20 protein-coding genes are annotated in these 19,787 nt (G+C 30.7%); 11 read left to right on the forward strand and 9 right to left on the reverse strand.

Annotated features, from left to right (window positions below; all coding sequences use genetic code 11):
- Window positions 1-7 precede the first annotated feature (7 nt).
- Together H0I30_RS00170 and H0I30_RS00175 are read right to left on the reverse strand one after the other, a co-directional pair.
- The gene (locus tag H0I30_RS00170; RefSeq protein ID WP_218772295.1) at window positions 8-457 is read right to left on the reverse strand and encodes a Fur family transcriptional regulator; all 450 of its coding nucleotides are present in this window, start codon (window positions 455-457) and stop codon (window positions 8-10) included.
- Between the two features lie 75 nt (window positions 458-532).
- A complete protein-coding gene (locus H0I30_RS00175) occupies window positions 533-2,749 on the reverse strand; it encodes a bifunctional (p)ppGpp synthetase/guanosine-3',5'-bis(diphosphate) 3'-pyrophosphohydrolase (protein WP_218772296.1) in 2,217 nt (738 codons plus the stop codon).
- Window positions 2,750-3,161: 412 nt separating this feature from the next.
- On the opposite strand from H0I30_RS00175, the gene H0I30_RS00180 reads away from it, so the two are divergent.
- The 3 genes from H0I30_RS00180 to H0I30_RS00190 all read left to right on the forward strand — a co-directional run bounded on the left by H0I30_RS00180 (window position 3,162) and on the right by H0I30_RS00190 (window position 5,623).
- Complete coding sequence (locus tag H0I30_RS00180) at window positions 3,162-3,722, forward strand: RNA polymerase sigma factor (protein WP_218772297.1); 561 nt, start codon at window positions 3,162-3,164, stop codon at window positions 3,720-3,722.
- On the forward strand, window positions 3,709-4,497 hold the full coding sequence (locus H0I30_RS00185; RefSeq protein WP_218772298.1) for a hypothetical protein: 789 nt from the start codon (window positions 3,709-3,711) through the stop codon (window positions 4,495-4,497). Before H0I30_RS00180 ends, H0I30_RS00185 begins: the two co-directional genes overlap by 14 nt.
- A gap of 64 nt (window positions 4,498-4,561) precedes the next feature.
- A complete protein-coding gene (locus H0I30_RS00190) occupies window positions 4,562-5,623 on the forward strand; it encodes a hypothetical protein (RefSeq protein ID WP_218772299.1) in 1,062 nt (353 codons plus the stop codon).
- A gap of 16 nt (window positions 5,624-5,639) precedes the next feature.
- Here H0I30_RS00190 and H0I30_RS00195 read toward each other — a convergent pair whose 3' ends face one another.
- Window positions 5,640-6,536, reverse strand: a complete 897-nt coding sequence (locus tag H0I30_RS00195; RefSeq protein WP_218772300.1) for a sterol desaturase family protein — start codon at window positions 6,534-6,536, stop codon at window positions 5,640-5,642.
- 122 nt (window positions 6,537-6,658) lie between these two features.
- On the opposite strand from H0I30_RS00195, the gene rpsF reads away from it, so the two are divergent.
- The 3 genes from rpsF to rplI are packed head-to-tail and all read left to right on the forward strand — an operon-like array spanning window position 6,659 to window position 7,768.
- A complete protein-coding gene (gene rpsF / locus H0I30_RS00200) occupies window positions 6,659-7,000 on the forward strand; it encodes a 30S ribosomal protein S6 (protein ID WP_218772301.1) in 342 nt (113 codons plus the stop codon).
- 3 nt (window positions 7,001-7,003) lie between these two features.
- Window positions 7,004-7,306 carry a 30S ribosomal protein S18 gene (gene rpsR, locus H0I30_RS00205; protein WP_218772302.1) on the forward strand — a complete coding sequence of 101 codons (303 nt, stop codon included), beginning with the start codon at window positions 7,004-7,006 and terminating at the stop codon, window positions 7,304-7,306.
- 15 nt (window positions 7,307-7,321) lie between these two features.
- Window positions 7,322-7,768 carry a 50S ribosomal protein L9 gene (gene rplI / locus H0I30_RS00210; RefSeq protein ID WP_218772303.1) on the forward strand — a complete coding sequence of 149 codons (447 nt, stop codon included), beginning with the start codon at window positions 7,322-7,324 and terminating at the stop codon, window positions 7,766-7,768.
- Window positions 7,769-8,027: 259 nt separating this feature from the next.
- On the opposite strand, the gene lysA is transcribed toward rplI, so the two are convergent.
- From lysA to H0I30_RS00230, 4 genes are all read right to left on the reverse strand, one after another.
- Window positions 8,028-9,233: a diaminopimelate decarboxylase gene (gene lysA / locus H0I30_RS00215; protein WP_218772304.1), complete on the reverse strand. Its 1,206-nt coding sequence runs from the start codon at window positions 9,231-9,233 to the stop codon at window positions 8,028-8,030.
- Between the two features lie 493 nt (window positions 9,234-9,726).
- Window positions 9,727-10,965, reverse strand: a complete 1,239-nt coding sequence (gene pepT / locus H0I30_RS00220; RefSeq protein ID WP_218772305.1) for a peptidase T — start codon at window positions 10,963-10,965, stop codon at window positions 9,727-9,729.
- Between the two features lie 29 nt (window positions 10,966-10,994).
- Window positions 10,995-11,549 carry a hypothetical protein gene (locus H0I30_RS00225; RefSeq protein WP_218772306.1) on the reverse strand — a complete coding sequence of 185 codons (555 nt, stop codon included), beginning with the start codon at window positions 11,547-11,549 and terminating at the stop codon, window positions 10,995-10,997.
- 7 nt (window positions 11,550-11,556) lie between these two features.
- On the reverse strand, window positions 11,557-12,627 hold the full coding sequence (locus H0I30_RS00230; RefSeq protein ID WP_218772307.1) for a DUF3810 domain-containing protein: 1,071 nt from the start codon (window positions 12,625-12,627) through the stop codon (window positions 11,557-11,559).
- A 128-nt stretch (window positions 12,628-12,755) separates the two neighbouring features.
- Here H0I30_RS00230 and dnaB point away from each other — a divergent pair, with 128 nt between their 5' ends.
- From dnaB to bshA, 4 genes are all read left to right on the forward strand, one after another.
- Window positions 12,756-14,282 carry a replicative DNA helicase gene (gene dnaB / locus H0I30_RS00235; protein WP_218772308.1) on the forward strand — a complete coding sequence of 509 codons (1,527 nt, stop codon included), beginning with the start codon at window positions 12,756-12,758 and terminating at the stop codon, window positions 14,280-14,282.
- Window positions 14,283-14,354: 72 nt separating this feature from the next.
- Window positions 14,355-15,614 (forward strand): asparagine synthetase B, encoded by a 1,260-nt coding sequence (locus H0I30_RS00240; RefSeq protein WP_218772309.1) that lies wholly within the window; start codon window positions 14,355-14,357, stop codon window positions 15,612-15,614.
- 61 nt (window positions 15,615-15,675) lie between these two features.
- A complete protein-coding gene (locus H0I30_RS00245) occupies window positions 15,676-16,521 on the forward strand; it encodes a transketolase (protein ID WP_218772310.1) in 846 nt (281 codons plus the stop codon).
- 182 nt (window positions 16,522-16,703) lie between these two features.
- On the forward strand, window positions 16,704-17,831 hold the full coding sequence (gene bshA / locus H0I30_RS00250) for an N-acetyl-alpha-D-glucosaminyl L-malate synthase BshA (RefSeq protein WP_218772311.1): 1,128 nt from the start codon (window positions 16,704-16,706) through the stop codon (window positions 17,829-17,831).
- Window positions 17,832-17,867: 36 nt separating this feature from the next.
- Here the strand turns inward: bshA and H0I30_RS00255 are convergent, their stop codons facing one another.
- Both H0I30_RS00255 and H0I30_RS00260 read right to left on the reverse strand, forming a co-directional pair.
- Window positions 17,868-18,068, reverse strand: coding sequence for a hypothetical protein (locus H0I30_RS00255; protein WP_218772312.1), 201 nt, complete (start codon window positions 18,066-18,068; stop codon window positions 17,868-17,870).
- Between the two features lie 42 nt (window positions 18,069-18,110).
- Window positions 18,111-18,584 (reverse strand): hypothetical protein, encoded by a 474-nt coding sequence (locus H0I30_RS00260; RefSeq protein WP_218772313.1) that lies wholly within the window; start codon window positions 18,582-18,584, stop codon window positions 18,111-18,113.
- A gap of 158 nt (window positions 18,585-18,742) precedes the next feature.
- Between H0I30_RS00260 and H0I30_RS00265 the strand changes: the two genes are divergently transcribed.
- A complete protein-coding gene (locus H0I30_RS00265) occupies window positions 18,743-19,780 on the forward strand; it encodes an AraC family transcriptional regulator (RefSeq protein ID WP_218772314.1) in 1,038 nt (345 codons plus the stop codon).
- Window positions 19,781-19,787: the final 7 nt, after the last annotated feature.

Here is a 19,787-nt window from a genome sequence, read left to right on the forward strand (position 1 = left end):
GTTGTTGTTATTTTGTGTTTCGTTTTGTTCCGTAGAAATAAAGAGAGTGGTTGTGAATATCTATATCAAAAACATCTTCAATAGTTTTTTTGATAATTTGAATTCTTGGATCGCAAAATTCTTTTACTTCACCAGAGTCTGTCATAATTAGATGATCATGATTCTTATCGAAATAACTTTTTTCGTAACGCGCCATTGATTGCCCATCAAATTGATGTTTACGAACCAGTCCACAGTCTAAAAGTAAATCCATCGTATTGTAAAGCGTTGCTCTACTTACACGATAGTTTTTATTTTTCATTTTAATATATAAAGATTCTATATCAAAATGTTCTTCAGCAACATATATTTCCTGTAAAATAGCATAACGCTCTGGCGTTTTACGATGCTTGTTTTCTTCTAAAAAAGTAGTGAAAACTTTTTTTACAATTTCTTGATTTTCGGCTGAATTACTCATTGTTATTTAAAAATTTACGGACGGACAAATTTACAGTTATTTATTGATAAAAAAACAAGGATATTAAAATGATATTTACATTGTATTAACACGCTCAACTTTTTGTACTCCTTCTAGTTTTTTCATACTATCGATTAGCTTATTTAACTGCGCTCTGTTTTTAACACTTAAAGAGAGTTTACCTTCAAACACACCATGATCTCCAGAGATATTAATACTATGAATAAAAACATCCATACTATTAGAAATAAGACGCGTAATGTTGTTCACAATACCTTTATTGTCTATCCCTGATAAAAGTATAACAGCCGTAAACTCTTGCTTGGTAGAATCTATCCATTTTGCAGGCATAATTCTATACGCATAATTAGATTGTAAAGAAATGGCATTAGGGCAGTTGTTTTTATGCACTTTTATACCTTCATTTATCGTAACAAAACCAAAAACGGTATCGCCTTGAATAGGAGAGCAGCATTTTGCTAATGTATAATCTAATGTTTGTTCGTCTTTACCAAAAACTAAAGCATCGTATTTATGGGTAACTTCTTCTTTTTCGGAAATTCCTTTTGAAGGATTTCTACGAAAAGTATTTTTAATAAAGCCGATAATAAGGCCACTTCTCTGAGAAACAAACTCTTTTAATTGGGTATTGTCAATAGCACCGTTACCGATTCTAAAAAATAAATCGAAACTCGTTTTTAAACCAAAATAACTAGCAAGTTCGTTGATAACTTTTTCTCCTGAACCTATTTTTAAATGGCGTAATTTTCTTAATAAAATGGCCTTACCTTCTTCTGCAATTATTTTTTCTTCTGCATTTAAGGCCGATTTAATTTTGGTGCGCGCTCTTGCGGTTAAAACAAAATCTAACCAACGTACATTAGGTTTGTTGTTGCTAGCTGTAAGTACTTCAACCTGATCTCCACTTTTTAGAGCATAGCTTAAAGGAACTAATTTTCCGTTTACTTTTGCACCACGACATTTTAAACCAACATCAGTATGTACAGAGAAAGCAAAATCTAACGCAGAAGCGCCTTTTGGTAATGATTTTAAATCACCTTTTGGTGTAAAAACATATATTTCTTTAGCGTACAAATTAAGTTTAAAATCCTCAACAAAATCAACAGCATCTGCACTGTGATTTTCTAAAGTTTCTTTTAATTTATTTAACCAGCCTTCAAGCCCGTTTTCTTGTACTTCTCCTTGTTTGTATTTAAAGTGAGCTGCATAACCTTTTTCGGCTATTTCATCCATTCTTTCAGAACGAACTTGTACTTCAACCCATCTTGCTTGCGGCCCAATAACTGTGATGTGTAATGCTTCATAACCTGTTGATTTAGGTTGAGAAATCCAATCACGTAAACGCGCAGGGTTGGGTTTAAAGAAATCGGTTACGATAGAGTATATCTTCCAAGCATCAAATTTTTCATCATCAGAAGTTGGTTCGTAAATAATACGAATAGCAAATTTATCATATACTTCATCAAAGCTTACGTTTTGTTTTCGCATTTTTCGTCTAATAGAAAAAATTGATTTAAAACGACCTTTAATCTCATATTTAAAACCTTCTTTATCTAAAGCTTCGTTAAGTATGCCTGTAAAGGTGTCAATATATTTTTGTTGTTCTTCTTTACTGTCTTTAATTTTGATTAAAATATCTTTATAAACCTCAGGTTCTGTATATTTTAAACCTAAATCTTCAAGTTCTGTTTTAATATTATACAATCCTAATCGGTGTGCTAAAGGTGCATATATGTATAAAGTTTCAGAAGCTATTTTTACTTGTTTATGAGGCGGCATTGCATCCATTGTTTGCATATTGTGCAAACGATCGGCAATTTTTATTAAAATAACCCGTACATCATCATGCAAGGTTAAAAGCATTTTTCTAAAATTCTCTGCTTGTATCGAGTAATCTTGTTCTTTTTTTAAGCTAGATATTTTTGTAAGCCCACTAACTATACGCGCTATGTTTTCGCCAAATAAGCGCTCCATATCATCAATTGTATAATGTGTGTCTTCAACAACATCGTGAAGTAGGGCAGCAGCAATAGAAGTAGCTCCTAAACCAATTTCATAAGCAACAATTTTAGCAACTGCTATTGGATGAAAAATATATGGCTCGCCAGTTTTTCTACGTTGTTCAGAATGTGCTTCTACAGCAATTTCAAACGCTTTACGTATTAGTTTTTTATCCTCTTCGGATAATGTTTGGTAAGTTCCTTTTAATAAATCTTTATATCTGTGGGCTATTTCTTTGTTTTCTTCTTCTATCGTTGCATTATAACTCATACGCTTAAAGCTCTTTTATTAGATATGTTTCAAAATAAAAATAGTGTAAAGTATTTTACTGAGCAAGTTTTCATCAGAAATGTTTATTATTAATCATTATATGATATTAAAGCTGTTATTTTATTTACTATTTTACTTTTTGTAAGGTAGATTTATAACAATAAAAAAGTGGTAAGACTATAATATGTTGAGTGTTTTTCCTCTAACTAGTACAGATTTTAAAAGATATATTTGTAGTGTAATTCAGAGGTAATAAGACTTTATAATATATAAGTCCCCCTGAGGTATCATTCAATATGATATTTGAATCTCCGACTTTTTTATAAAGTCGGAGATTTTTTTTGTTTTCAGGCAACCTTTTTTACAATCTTCTAGTCTTTATATTTGTAGACAAGTAAATAAACAATTTGAGTTGAAAATTATCCAGTTACATAAAAAAGAAGCTGTACTAATAAAAAGAGCAAGCGAGCAAAATAGAGAAGCTCAGCAGTTGTTGTTTGAACAGTATTCGCCTAAAATGTTAGGTGTTTGCAGGCAATATGTAAAAGATATACATCATGCGGAAGATTTAATGCTTTCAGGGTTTTTAAAAGTATTTACAAAATTACACACTTTTAAAAATGAAGGAAGTTTTGAAGGCTGGATTCGTAAAATTATAGTTAACACATGTCTTACGTATTTGAGTAAAAAAAATCCTATTCAATTAACAGATGAAGAATTTGTTTTTAATGATGCAGCTACCGAAAGTTTAGAGAATACTTCGGTAGATGATATTCAAAAATTAATAGACAAATTACCTGAAGGATATAAACTAGTTTTTAATTTATATGCTATCGAAGGATACAAGCACTCTGAAATATCAAAAAAATTAAATATTACTGAAGGAACCTCTAAATCGCAATTATTTAAAGCGAGAAAATGGTTGCAAGAAAGTTATATAACAACAAATCAGATTAAAAATGCAGAAAAATAATATAGATACACATTTTGCTGATAAGTTAAAGGATAGAGAAATAAATCCATCAATATCAGCTTGGGAACGTTTGAGTGTTCAGTTAGATAAAGAGCAACAAAAGAAAAAAAGGAAACGATTTATCTATTTAAGTTATGCTGCTAGTATTGCGGTGTTAATTGGTATTGTTTTTTTTTACGAAAGCAATGATAATATTGTGAATATCGAAAAAACAATAGTTAACGCTTCTTTAGATACGCTAAAAATAAAGGATATTAATTTACATGAAATATCGCCAATTGAAGAAGCTATTGTTAATAAAGATAAAACAGTTATAGATAACGAAATTCCATCAAAAAGAATTGAAAAACTGGTAGTTAAGAAGTCTAGAAGGGCTACAGAAAGTGTAATTGCAATTCTAGAAAAGATTTCTTTAGATAAAGAAAAAGATGCTTTAATAGATGGGAAAAGAGAAGTTATATCGGTTGTAAATATTCAAAAAAATAAAGTTGTAAGACCAAGAATAAAGGTTAATAGTGATGCTTTATTGTTTGCTGTAACGCATTCACAACAAGAAGTAAAAGAATATTACGCTGCCTATAGAATAAAAAGAAAAGATATGTTGGATACGATTCAGAAAGAATTGAGAAGATCTAACTTAAAAATAAACCCTGAAACAATTTTAGCAGAAGTAGAGTACGACATTGAAGAAGCTGATTTTAAGCAAAACTTTATGCAGAAATTTAAATCAAAAATGTCAGATGTAATTGTTGCAATTGCAGATAGAAATAAATAAGCGCTTACCAATTATCGATAATTAAAATTAACCAATTTTACCGTTTAATTTAAAACTTAAAACCATGAAAAGAATACTACTTTTAGTGTTGTTAGTAACAACTATTGCCCAATCTCAAGTAAAAACATTTGAAAACGAAGTGCAAAAAATATCTAGAAAAATAGATAAAATAACAAAAGAACAAAAAGACTCGTTAAAAGTTAAAATAAAAGAAATCAATTTTAAATTAACAGAAAATGAACTAACAAATACTCAAGCTACTTCTTTAAAAAAGGAAGCAGCAGTATATCATGCTTCGCAAATTGAAAAACATGTAAGTTTTCAAGAACAAATATTGCAACAATTAGTACAAGATAAAACTGAAGGAAAAGTTGTAAGTAATGATGATGTTGATGAGAAAAATACCTTTAAAATAGGAGGGGCAACTTTTAAGTTAAGTTTGTCTGAAAAAGGAAAAAAGAAAAGAAAATATAGAAAAAGTAAGAGAACAACAACTCAATTTGTTTTTGCAATGGGTGTAAATAATGTTTTAACAAATAATGAATTTAATTCATTAAATAATTCGGATTATAAGTTTTGGCAATCGCATTTTTATGAAGTTGGTTTTACCTGGAAAACACGAATTTCTAAACAACCCTCAAAAACATATTTTAAATACGGACTTTCTTTTCTTTGGAATAATTTAAGAGCTGAAAATAATATGTATCATAGTGTAAACGGAAACGAAACGGTTTTAATTGAACATCCAAATAAGTTAAGTGAAAGTAGGTTGCGTCATGTACAAATGACTTTTCCGATGCATTTAGAATTCGATTTATCAAAAAATAAAAAATATGCGGATAATAAAGTTGTTGATAGAACACATAAAGCTGTTCGTATTGGACTAGGAGGTTTCTTTGGTTTTAAATTAGGGACCCGTCAATATTTAGAATACAAAAATGCAGAAGGAGTAAATGTAGAAGAACTTCAAAAAGCCAGCTTTAATACAAATACTATTAATTACGGATTAAGTGCTTATTTTGCTTATAAAAGTTGCGGATTATACGCAAAATATGATTTGAATCCGTTGTTTAAAAATACGGAAACAAGAAATCTTTCATTAGGATTGCGATTTGATATTAATTAACAAAAAAGGAGAAGTTTTAAACTTCTCCTTTTTTGTTTTCTTCCCATTCCTGGCGTAAATCACCAGAAAGTTTTCCTGATCCGTCGTGTTTCCATCCAGGAGGTTTTAAAAAATATAAAATTCTTTTACCTAAAGATGTTTTACTTGTAAAAACATCTTTTAATAGGTTATACCATTCTAAATATGCTATTTTAATAGGGTTATGGGTATTTATGTTGGTAACCAATCCGTATACAGGTTTTTCAACTTCAGGCTCAAAAGTACCGAAGAGTCTATCCCAAATAATAAAAATTCCAGCATGATTTCTATCTAAATACTGTGGATTCGTAGCGTGATGTACTCTGTGATGGCTAGGTGTATTAAAAACAGCTTCAAACCATTTAGGTAATTTTTTAATAAGCTCGGTATGAATCCAATATTGATATAGTAAACTAATACTCATTTGTGTTAAAATCATCAACGGATGAAAACCAATAAGCGCTAACGGAGCCCAAAAAATAAAGGTATAAAAGCTCCCAGACCAAGTTTGGCGTAAAGCAGTACTTAAATTATATTTGGTAGAAGAGTGGTGCACTACATGGCTTGCCCAGAACAATCTGCTTTCATGTGCGATTCTATGATTCCAGTAATACACAAAATCTTCAGCAAATAATAAGAGAATCCACGACCACCATATAAAAGGTATTGTAAATACTCTGTAATTGTATAATAAAGTAAAAATAGCAAATACAACACCTTTGGTAATTAAACCAATAGCTACATTACCTAAACCCATTGTTATAGAAGTAGCGGCATCTTTAAATTCGTAACCTTCTAGCTTAACCTTAACTGTAATTATTACTTCAATAATAACCGTTAGTATAAAAAAAGGTATAGCGTAGTGAATTAAGTTAGGGATATCAGGAATTTGCATGAAATTAGTTTAATTACAATAATACATAAAAAAACACATATTATTTTTAGCAGCAATAGATTGTTTACCCGATGAAAAACAGTATATTTGCAAACTTAAAATAAATTTTAAACAATTTAATTATGAATCATTACGAAACTGTTTTCATTTTGAATCCCGTTTTATCTGAAACTCAGATAAAGGAGACAGTAAAGAAGTTTGAGGACTACTTACTATCTAAAGGTGCAGAAATGATTTCTAAAGAAGATTGGGGCTTAAAAAAATTAGCTTACCCAATTGAAAAGAAAAAAAGTGGATTTTACCACTTATTAGACTACAAAGTAGCTGGAGATGCTATTACTCCTTTTGAATTAGAATTCAGAAGAGACGATAGTGTTATGCGTTATTTAACTGTAAGGTTAGACAAGCATGCTGAAGCGTGGGCTGAAAAAAGAAGAGAACGTGTTAAATCTGCAAAAAAGTAAGAAATGGCGTCAACTACAATAGAACAACAATCAAAAGGAAACAAGCAAGGTGAAGTACGTTACTTAACTCCGCTTGATATCGAAACAAAAAAAGAAGCAAAGTACTGTCGTTTTAAAAAGAACGATATTAAGTACATCGATTATAAAGATGCAGACTTCTTAATGTATTTAGTAAACGCACAAGGTAAAATTTTACCAAGACGTTTAACAGGAACATCATTAAAATATCAACGTAAAGTTGCACAGGCTATTAAAAGAGCTCGTCATTTAGCTTTAATGCCATACGTTGGTGATTTATTAAAATAATAAAGAAGTAGAGACATGGAATTGATACTAAAACAAGACGTAGAAAATTTAGGTTTTAAAGACGATGTTGTAACTGTAAAGAATGGTTATGGTCGTAACAGCCTAATTCCTAAAGGATATGCAATATTAGCTACTTCTTCAGCTAAAAAAGTATTAGCTGAAAACTTAAAGCAACGTGCTTTTAAAGAAGCTAAATTAGTAGAAGACGCTAGTGAAATAGCTGAAACTATTAAAGGATACGAATTAAAAATTACTTCTAAAGTAGGTTCTGGTGATAAGTTATTTGGTTCAGTAAACAACATTAATGTTGCTGAAGCTTTAGCTAAAGCTGGTACTGTAATTGATAAGAAATATATCAAAGTTACTGGAGGTAGTGTAAAAAGATTAGGTAAATATAACGCTGCTGTTCGTTTACACAGAGCTGTTGTTGCTGATATCGTTTTTGAAGTTGTTGCTGAATAGTAATACTTTAAAACAATTATAATAAGAAGCCTACTCATTTCGAGTAGGCTTTTTTTATGGTTAAAAACCTATGACAAAAAAGAGTTGAATAGATTTAATGCTAAAAAAGGAGATTTACCTACAGGTTTTACTATAAGAATTGTTGATATTTGTACTGTAATTAAAGTTAGGGGACTTTATTACAGTACTTTAAAATATAGTCTTTTGAGGGGTTGATTATATTTTAGATGAACTCCGATCTGTTAAGATCAGAGTTTTTTTATAGTTTAACTTCTTCTTGATTTCTTAGAATATCATCCATAGTTTCTCTTTTTCTAATAACATAATCTTTACCTTTATAAATCATAACTTCTGCAGGCTTAAATCTTGAATTGTAATTAGAAGCCATTGAATAACAATAAGCACCGGCATTGTGAAAACACAAAATATCTTCTTCAGATATTTCATTAATTCGTCTGTTAGAGCCAAAGGTATCAGTTTCGCATATATAACCTACAATACTATAAAAACGTTCTCTTCCTTTCGGGTTAGAGAGATTTTCTATATGATGATATGCATTGTAAAGCATCGGACGAATTAAATGATTCATTCCACTGTCAATACCAGCAAACACAGTAGAAGTTGTTTGTTTTATAACATTAACTTTTGCTAAAAAATAACCAGATTCACTCACCAAATATTTTCCAGGTTCAAACATTAAAGCAATGTTTTTACCATACTCTTTGCAAAACTCATTAAATCTAATAGATAATTTTTCTCCTAACTCAATAATATCAGTTGAAATATCATCTTTTTTGTAAGGGACTTTAAATCCGCTACCAAAATCAATAAAATCAATATTTTTAAATTTTTTGGCTACATCAAATAAAATCTCGGTAGCCCTTAAAAAAGTATCAATATCTAAAATATCAGAACCAGTATGCATATGAATACCATTAATACGCATTCCGGTATTTTCAACAACTCTTTTTATGTGAGGAACTTGGTGAATTGATATTCCGAATTTAGAATCGATATGTCCAACAGAAATATTACTATTTCCACCAGCCATAATATGTGGGTTTATGCGAATACAAACAGGCACTTTTGGGTGTTTTTGTCCAAATAGCTCAAGTATAGATAAATTATCAATATTAATTTGAACGCCTAATTTAGCTACTTCTTCAATTTCTTGTAAAGAAACTCCGTTTGGTGTATAAATTATGTCCTTGGGTTTAAAACCAGCATGTAAACCTAGTTTAACTTCTTGAATAGAAACGGTATCTAGTCCGCTTTTTAATGTATTAAAAACCTTTAAGATATTAACGTTAGATAATGCTTTAACAGCGTAGTTTATCTTTAAATTTTTAACTTTAGAAAAAGCACTTGTAATAGTTTTATATTGATGTATTATTCTTTCGGTATCATATACATAAAGAGGTGATCCGTGCTTTGTTGCTAAATTTATTAATTCTTCTCTATTCATTTTATTAGTTATTAGAAGCACCAAATGTAGAGAAGCAATTTTTTTCAGCAAATTATTTATAAAAAATATACAAATCTAGTTTTTTTGTAAAAAAAAAGGGTTTTATCAGGGGGTAAAAGGTGGTTTTCCTAAAAAAGATACTAATAAAAATCACATATTTGTAGTGAAATAAAAATAAGGGGATTTATTTCAAATTGAATGATATTTTCTATAAGGGGTGATAATATCATTGTAAGAAAGCTCTAGTGCATAGCATTAGAGCTTTCGCTTTGTATAAGTTATAAGTAGTAACGTGTGTTGTATTTAAGTGTTTTATATTTAATAAAAGGTGTTTTTCCTTTCATTTATACACAAAAAAAGTGTCATTTTTGTAATGAAATAAAGAATTAAGGGGCTTTATTTCAATCTTTACGATATTTTCTGTAGGGGTAGATAATATCGTAAAAAAAACTCTAGCATTAGCTAGAGTTTTTTGTTTTTTATATACTTAAGTTTATTTAAACTTTACCGATACTTTTTCTGCAATACCAACAATTACTTCGGTAGCTTTTAAAATACTTTCAACAGGTACATATTCGTAACGTCCGTGAAAGTTGTGTCCGCCTGCAAAAATATTCGGGCAAGGTAACCCTTTGTAAGATAATTGAGAACCATCTGTACCACCTCTAATTGGTTTAATTAATGGTTTAATTCCCATTTCATTCATAACCTCTTCAGCAATATCAACAATATGCATAACCGGAGTTACTTTTTCTTTCATATTGTAGTATTGATCTTTAATTTCAATTTCAATTAAGTCTTTACCTAGTTTCGTATTCATTACCGAAACTAAATCTAACATGGCTTGCTTACGATTTTTAAACAACTCCATATCATGATCTCTAATAATATATTGTAAAACTGTTTGCTCAACCTTTCCTTCCATGTGGTGTAAATGGAAAAAACCTTCATAACCAGTCGTTTTTTCAGGTACTTCATTCGCAGGCATTGCGTTGATTAAATCGCTAGCAATTGTCATCGAGTTAATCATTTTTCCTTTTGCATATCCTGGGTGAACTATTTTACCATTTATTGTAATTTTAGCACCAGCTGCATTAAAATTTTCATATTCTAGCTCACCAATCTGACTTCCATCCATGGTGTACGCCCATTTAGCTCCAAATTTTTCAACATCAAACATATGAGCACCTTTACCAACTTCTTCATCCGGAGGAAAACATACTCTAATTTTACCGTGTTTAATTTCTGGGTGCTGAATTAAATATTCCATCGCAGAAACAATTTCGGTAACACCAGCTTTATCATCGGCTCCTAATAGTGTTGTTCCGTCAGTAGTAATGATAGTTTGCCCTTTGTATTGTAACAAGTCATCAAAATAATCAGGAGACAATACAATGTTTTGCTCTTTGTTTAAAATAATGTCTTTTCCGTCGTAATTTTCATGGATTTGTGGTTTTACATTCGCACCAGTAAAATCAGGACTTGTATCTATATGTGCCACAAAACCAATAGTTGGCACTTCGTAATCTAAATTGCTAGGAAGCGTAGCCATTAGGTAACAGTTTTCGTCTAAATCAACGTCTTCCATTCCTATTTCTACCAATTCCTTTTCAAGAACTCTTGCCAAATCCCATTGTTTTTCGGTACTCGGAAAAGCGGGGTTATTTGGGTCACTTTCAGTATCAATAGTTACATATTTTATAAATCGATTGATGATATGTTGTTTGTTCATTGTTGTAATTTTTAGCATTTCAAAAGTAACTAATTCAGTTGTGTTTTGTAAATTAAATTTAGGGCTTTGCAAATTCGTTCATCTACTAAAGAGTCTCCATAAACCTCAGTTTTAATATGTAAGAAGTTGTCATCGTTTATTTTAGTAAATGTGTTTAATATATGATACGAATAATTGCCTTTTTTTCCTTCAGCATAACTGTAATAAGAAGGTTTGTTAAGAATATTTACATCATTTGTTTTAATTTCTGATAAGCCCATTTTTTTATTGTCATCCGTAATTTTCTGCTTAAAAGTATTGTCTAAAAAAATAGTTTTATGCACCAAAGTAACATCCATAAGTGTTGTTTTTGTTACACTAATAGTTGTATCGGCAGCATAGATGGATGTTTTAGTATTGTCATAATATAAGTTTACCTTCCAGTTTTCTGGAAACTGTACACTAAACATATTTCTAACGTCTTCACTTTTTTTAAGATTATCATAAAAACTAGTTTCTTTACAAGGAAACTCTTCTTTTAAATCGGGAAATGAATTACAAGAAATCATTAAAATTAACACTAAAACAGTTACGATATTTTTCATTTTTTTTCTATTTCTGATGTTTAAAATAAGCGATTAACAAATCTACTACATAACTGTAAGATTTTATTCCTTTTGATTGATTGTTTGCCTTTAAATAAGAATTATAACCTTTTTTTAAATAAGGCTCAATAGGATTTTTAAATTGTTTCCAATGTAAATAACTATCTCTATAATCTTTGTAAATGCCGATATTTACCGTTTTCTTAATTTCTGATGCCAACTTTTTATCTCGCCTATAAATTTGACCGATACAGTAATTATACGCCATTCTGTATCCAGAATATTTAAAGTATAAATCGTCATTTTTAATAGCAGCTAAGAACCCAACAAAATTTGCGTCATTTTCTGCAGCCCAACCAATTTGATGCGCCATTTCATGACAGGTCGTTGATAGATATCCGGTTTTAGGAATCATATCATTTATTTGTGCTTCGCCTGTAATCGGATTTATATAACCTGCGGTACCGTTATAAGATTGAAACAAACTTACTAAAGAGCTTTTTATAGACGGGTTTTTATAGGCTAACTGCGGATACATAAAAGCTAAGTTTTTATAGCCATTGGTAGCTAATTGATAAATTTCTTTTTGAGAATAAGGAACGATAACTTTTACAGAATCATTTTTGGTAATTTGTAAATGTGTTTTATTCAATTCTAACACAATTTGTTGCGTAGTTTCAACCAACTGTTCGGTTGTGTATGTTGATTGTTGCAAGCCTAAATTTTTAGCCAAAGGCTCGCGAAAATAATTGAATCCCCAAAAAACATAAAAGCAAAAATAAACAATAGATAAAGTCGTTATAAACTTTAGAAGCAACAGGATACTATTTTTAAATCGGTTTTTAATTAATTGATAAATAGCTTTAATGAACAAGAATATCAATAAAAAACCTAAAAAATCACCAAATGAAAAAGGAATCCACCCTAAAATAAAACGAAAAAAATTAGAAATATAAGGATATATTCCTGTGCTATAATATTGCTCTACCCATTGAGGTTTTTGGCTAAAGAAATGCACAAATAATATTTGAAAAGGTAAAGTTAAAGCTATTATAAGCTGTTTTTTATTGTACTCCATAACATCAAAAATAAGAAAGTTAGTACGTTATCAACAAGTTAATAACAGTTTTGTTTACAAAAATTGTGCATAAAGAAAGTTAAAGATAGCTCCTAGAAATATCAGCTTAAAAAATTACATTTGCAGTTATGGAAAGAACTCAATCTCTTAGAGGAACTAAAACTGACAAGGCTAAAATTATTAGCCTTGAAAAAGGAAAATTACCACCACAAGCTTTAGAATTAGAAGAAGCTGTTTTAGGTGCAATGATGATTGATAAAAAAGGTATCGATGAGATAATTGATATCCTAAAGCCTGATTCTTTTTATGATAAAAGGCACCAAGAGGTGTATGATGCTATTTATACACTTTTTCAAAATTCAGAACCGATTGATTTACTTTCAGTATCTAATCAGTTAAAGAAAAATGGAAAATTAGATTTAGCAGGAGGTGATTTTTTCTTAATAGGTTTAACTCAAAAAGTAGCCTCTTCGGCGCATATTGAGTTTCACGCAAGAATTATATTAGAAAAATATATTCAGCGAAAATTAATTACAATTTCATCTGAAATAATAGAAAGTGCTTACAACGAAACCGTTGATGTTTTTGATTTATTAGACGATGCCGAGGGTAAATTATTCGAAGTAACACAAGGAAACCTTAAGAAAGGGGCTGAAAGAGCCGATTCTTTAGTGCAACAATCTATTAGTAAAATACAAGAGATTTCTGGTAAAGAAGGAATGAGTGGTTTGGCTACCGGGTTTACTAAATTAGATGCTCTAACATCGGGGTGGCAACCATCCGATTTAATAATTATAGCAGCCCGTCCAGGTATGGGAAAAACTGCTTTCGTAATTTCGATGGCTAAAAATATGGCGATTGATTTTAATCATGCAGTGGCGGTATTTTCATTAGAGATGTCATCAGTACAGTTAATTACGCGTATGATTTCTTCTGAAACAGGGTTAACATCAGAAAAACTACGTAAAGGAAATTTAGAACCACATGAATGGGAACAGCTAAATGTAAAGGTTAAAAGACTTTCTGATGCTCCTATTTTTATTGATGATACTCCGGCACTTTCAATTTTCGATTTACGTGCAAAAGCACGTCGTTTAGTATCGCAACACAATGTAAAAATTATTGTAATTGATTATTTACAATTAATGACCGCTGGTGGAGCAGGAGGAAACCGTGAACAAGAAATATCAACTATTTCGCGTAACTTAAAAGCATTAGCAAAAGAATTAAGTATACCGGTTATTGCATTATCTCAGTTATCTCGTGCGGTAGAAACTCGTGGAGGCTCTAAGCGTCCGTTATTATCAGATTTACGTGAATCTGGAGCAATTGAGCAGGATGCAGATATTGTATCGTTTATTTTTAGACCAGAATATTATGGTATGACAGAGTGGGATGATGATGATCATTCACCATGTGAAGGGCAAGGAGAATTTATTGTTGCAAAACACCGTAACGGGGGAATGGATAATATCCGTTTAAAATTTACAGGGCATTTAGCTTTATTCTCAGATTTAGAAGAAGGTATTAGTAGTGAGTTTCAATCGAGTATGAACTCAGGTGCAGAATCTGGATTTAATACTGATGTAGCTTCTAGTAATTTTGCATCACCAGAAGATGCTTTCGGACCAAGTGATGATGATGTTCCGTTTTAAAACTTAAACAATTTATAAATTATAATAAATACACAATTGCTACTGAGTAATTGTGTATTTTAGTTTTTAATTATGAAGAAAATATTATATCTACTTACTTTTATTCTTTTTTCAAACTCAATTTGGGCATCTTTTATTTATGTTCCGATGAGTAATGAAAATCAGAAAAATCATTTAAAAGCATACGGAATTGTGTATTACGCGTTGCAAAACGGGTTAAAAGCAAAATGGTTGTTAAATTACGATGGAGGTGCTTTTTTAATAGAAAACAATGAATCTGTAGAAAAAGAATGTAAAATACGCGGAGTTTCTTATCGAATAATCTCAGATGCTAAATCAGCATTAATTTTAGAAGAAATTTCATCGCCTTCAAAAAATCAAGAAGCAGTAACTTTAGAAAAAGCGCCCAAAATAGCCGTGTATTCACCAAAAGGAAAAATGCCTTGGGATGATGCTGTAACAATGGTACTGTCTTATGCGGAGATTCCGTTTGATGTAATTTATGATGAAGAAGTATTAAATGATAAATTACTACTGTATGAATGGTTGCATTTACATCACGAAGATTTTACTGGTCAGTACGGTCGTTTTTACGGTGCTTTTAGAACGGCACCTTGGTATATTCAACAGAAAAAAGATGCCGAAGCACTGGCTAAAAAATTAGGCTACACTAAAGTATCAGAAGAAAAAAGAGCAGTAGCAAAAAAGATTAGAGATTACGTAGTTGGTGGCGGATTTATGTTTGCCATGTGCTCTGCAACCGATAGTTTTGATATTGCCTTGGCTGCAGATGGAGTAGATATTGCAGAAGGAATGTTTGATGGCGATGCTTCAGAACCAAATTATCAATCTAAAATAGATTTTAATAAAACCTTTGCTTTTAAAGATTTTGAATTGATTCGTAATCCAACAACTTACGAGTTTTCGTCTATTGATATGACTCGTAAACGCAGAATTAAAAAAGAGGTTGATTATTTTACATTAGGAGAGTTTTCAGCAAAATGGGATCAAGTGCCAACCATGTTAACGCAAAATCACACACAATTGGTAAAAGCATTTATGGGACAAACAACTTCTTTTGATCGTAGTACTGTTAAATCTACCGTAATGATTTTAGGAGAAAATAAAACCAACGGAGAAGGTAAATATATTCACGGAACCAAAGGAAAAGGTATGTTTACTTTTTATGGAGGTCATGATCCGGAAGATTATCAGCATAGAGTAGGAGATCCTAAAACGGAGTTAGATTTACATCCAACTTCACCAGGATATCGTTTAATTTTGAATAATGTGTTATTTCCTGCCGCAAAAAAGAAAAAGCAAAAAACTTAAATAAAGTAATTGGCAATTGTTTTCTAAACAGTTACTTTTGCTCATACAAAACAAAACAACAATGCCAACAACACAACAGCTTCAAGATTTTACACAACAAGTTCGTAGAGATATCGTAAGAATGGTACATGCAGTAAATTCAGGGCATCCGGGAGGATCTTTAGGATGTGCAGAGTTTATAACCTGTTTATACCAAGAAATCATGGATTATTCTACTGATTTTAAAATGGACGGAAATAACGAAGATTTATTTTTTTTATCAAACGGACATATATCGCCAGTTTATTATAGTGTTTTAGCACATAGTGGTTTTTTTCCTGTTGCAGAGTTAGCAACATTTAGAAAATTAGATTCTCGTTTACAAGGGCATCCAACAACACACGAAAACCTACCAGGTATTCGTATAGCATCAGGATCATTAGGACAAGGTATGAGTGTGGCTATTGGTGCTGCGCAAGCAAAGAAGTTAAACGGAGATGATAAAATTGTATACACATTGCATGGTGATGGTGAATTACAAGAAGGTCAGAACTGGGAAGCAGCAATGTATGCATCAGGAAAAAAAGTTGATAATATAATTTCAACTATTGATGTAAATGAAAAACAAATTGACGGTACAACAGATCAAGTACTAGCAATGGGAAGCTTAAAAGCAAAGTTTGAAGCTTTTGGTTGGGATGTATTAGAAGTAAGAGAGGGAAATAACGTGGAAGCTATTTTAAGTGGAATGGCAGATGCAAAATCTCGTACAGGTAAAGGAAAACCAGTTTGTGTGTTATTATACACCGAAATGGGTAACGGTATCGATTTTATGATGAACACACATGCTTGGCATGGTAAGGCACCAAATGATGAGCAATTAGCTTCTTCATTGGCTCAAAACCCAGAAACACTAGGAGACTATTAAAAAAATAAACTCAGAGTTTATATTATAAACGTCATTGCGAGGAAGTATGAAAGCAATCTTAAGTTATAAGATTACTTCACTTCGTTCGTAATGACGTTTTTTTTATGTTTTTATTCACAAATAAGCGTAAGTAATACCGTAAATTTACGTCAGTAATCTTGCTGTAATAATTAAACATAAATATGAGAATAGGAATTGTATGTTATCCTACATTTGGAGGAAGTGGAGTAGTGGCAACAGAGTTAGGTATGGCACTTGCAGATAAAGGACACGAAGTACATTTTATAACTTATAATCAACCTGTTCGATTAGATTTTTTCTCGCACCGTTTACATTTTCACGAAGTAGTTTTAGAAGAATATCCACTATTTCAATATCAGCCATATGAATTAGCATTGTCTAGTAAAATGGTAGAAGTAGTTGAAAAACATCAACTAGAAGTTTTACATGTACACTATGCTATTCCGCATGCTTATGCAGCGTATATGGCTAAAAAAATGCTAGAAGACAAAGGTATATCCATAAAAGTAGTAACCACATTACATGGTACAGATATTACTTTAGTGGGTAGTCACCCAACTTATAAAACAGCTGTGGAGTTTAGTATAAATAAATCAGATGAAGTAACCACTGTTTCTAAGAGTTTAAAAGAAGATACTTTACGTTTGTTTAATATCGAGAAAGATATTAAAGTAGTTTATAACTTTATTGATGGCGATAAATATGATAAAGCGCATCAAGATGAATGTAAAAGGATTGCTTTAGCTACACCAGAAGAAAAAATAATAACGCATGTTAGTAATTTTCGCCCAGTGAAACGTACCAATGATGTGATTAAAATTTTTAATGAAATTCAAAAAGAAGTACCCTCAAAATTATTAATGGTAGGAGATGGCCCTGAGCGTTTAAAAGCTGAGAAATTAGCAAAAAAACTACACATTGAAGATAAAGTATTATTTATGGGTAACTCTAATGAAGTTGCTAAAATACTGTGTTATTCGGATGTTTTTTTATTACCATCAGAAACAGAAAGTTTTGGTTTAGCAGCGTTAGAAGCTATGGCAGCCGGCACAGCAGTTATTTCAACCAATTGCGGAGGTTTACCAGAAGTAAATATTCATGGTGAAACCGGGTATTTAAGTAATTTAGGTGATGTGGATGATATGGCTAAAAATGCTATTAAAATACTAAAAGATGATGTAGTTTTAAATAAGTTTAAAGAAAATGCTAAAGAACATATTAAGTTATTTTCCTTAGAAAAAATATTACCTATTTATGAGGATATTTACAAAAGTTGCTCCATAAAATAACAAAAAAAAAGCAACACCATGTGTTGCAGTTTTTACTTATTTCTTTTTTACAAAACCAGAAATGACTAGTATAGCTATACCAACAGCTAAAGAAATATAAGCCTTCTTATTGTCTTGAGAGTTAAATTCTGCAATACCAATATCTACTGTTGCTTCAGGTGCTATAACTTTATACACACCGTATGCCGTTAGTATCAATCCAGATATAACTAATAATGTTTTGATGATCTTATCCATAATGTTTTTATTTTAAGGTTAGTTGATTAAAGTTTCTTCTGATTAGAACTGGTATCTAATACCTAAAGCAATATCTAAATCTAAATCATCACTATATTCATTGTTTAAACCAAGTTCAGGCCTAATATCTAAAGACATAATTAAAGGAATATCAAAATTATATTCTATACCTAAATCACCTGCTATTAATGCGAAAAAACCATCATCACCAGGAGTGTCGTATGAACCAATACCAGCACCGGCACCTATAAACCAATTAAAGTTACCATCTAGTTTGTTTACCCATTGGTATAAACCTACAAGTTTAAAGGCGTCAACATTTTTTGAGTTTCTAAAACCTAAATCAAATTCTAATCTGTTATTTTCTTTTAAATAGTGTTGATAAGAAAGTTCTCCTCCAAACCCGTCATTATCACCAACTCTTACACCAATGGCATTTTTTGAAATTTGTTGAGCACTAGCGTTTAAAGCTAAAAAGAAGAAAGAACTTAGTAATACTATTTTTAAAATTTTCATTTGTTTATGTTTTTTATTGTTACAAGGCAAAATTACACCATCATTACAAGTGAGCTTAGCTCATATGTTTTTGATGTTTGCTCATACCAAAAAAACACTCTTTTAAAATATTTTAACATTTAAAGAAGAAATAGCTGTAACTTTATGCCAAAAAACAAATGAAGACTATAAAAATTACTGCTACTAATACTGCTGGTGCAGTTAAGCAGTTACAAGCAGTAATTGGAGGAAATATTACTGAAAGATGGGGAGAATATGTTTTAGATGTTGATAATGAGTTTGCAAAAGGAAAAATTACTTTTTTAAATTTTGAATGGGGAGGGAGTGTACTACAATATGACATTGTTTTTTTAGATGATATTACAATAGCTATAGATGCCTCTGAATTTAATCCGATTCATTTTACATATACCACAGAAGGTCATAGCTATCATAGGTTTGAACTAGAAAATAAAAAAAGAAAACTAGAACAATATCAATCGGTTATTATAACAAGTAAAGACGGAGGTTACAATTATAAATATTTTGAAAAGAATGTAAAAATACAAATGCATTTAATTCAAATTAATAGAGTAATGTTTATCAAGAAGCGATTAAATGATGCTTCGGTATTGAATAAGAAATTATATGAAGTTTTTTATGATAAACAACACGAAAAGGTTTTTGCTTATTTTGGTACTTATAATTTAAAAATGGCTAATCTTATTAAGCAGTATAATGGGATTAAACAAAAAGGAATGATACGCATTTTGATAAAAGAAGGGATCGTATATCAAATTTTATCAGAACATATGCAACAGCATAATAAAGATGAAAAAAGGGATAAGAAACCGAGTACTTCTTTAACAAAAAAAGAAATTAGTTTAGTAAGAAAAGTTGGTCAAAAAATACTTAAAAATGTAGCTGAAGATTATAATGTAGAAGATTTAGCTAATGAAATAGGTTTGCCACAAGCTAAGCTTCAAGAAGGGTTTAAATTACTTTTTTCAAGAACTGTAACAGAGTATGTAAGGCATGTTCGTTTAGAAGAAGCACGTGACTTAATTAACAATACCGATAATAATATTTCGCAAATAGTATATTCAATAGGTTTTTCTAGTAGAAGTTATTTTTCTAAAATTTTTAAAAGAAAATATGGAATTAGCCCTAGCGAGTTTTTAAAAAACAAACAAGAAAGTCAAATAAAAATAAGTTAACAAGTTT

The sequence above is a fragment of the Tenacibaculum sp. AHE14PA genome, from assembly GCF_019278465.1.
Taxonomy (GTDB): Bacteria; Bacteroidota; Bacteroidia; order Flavobacteriales; family Flavobacteriaceae; genus Polaribacter; species Polaribacter bernardetii.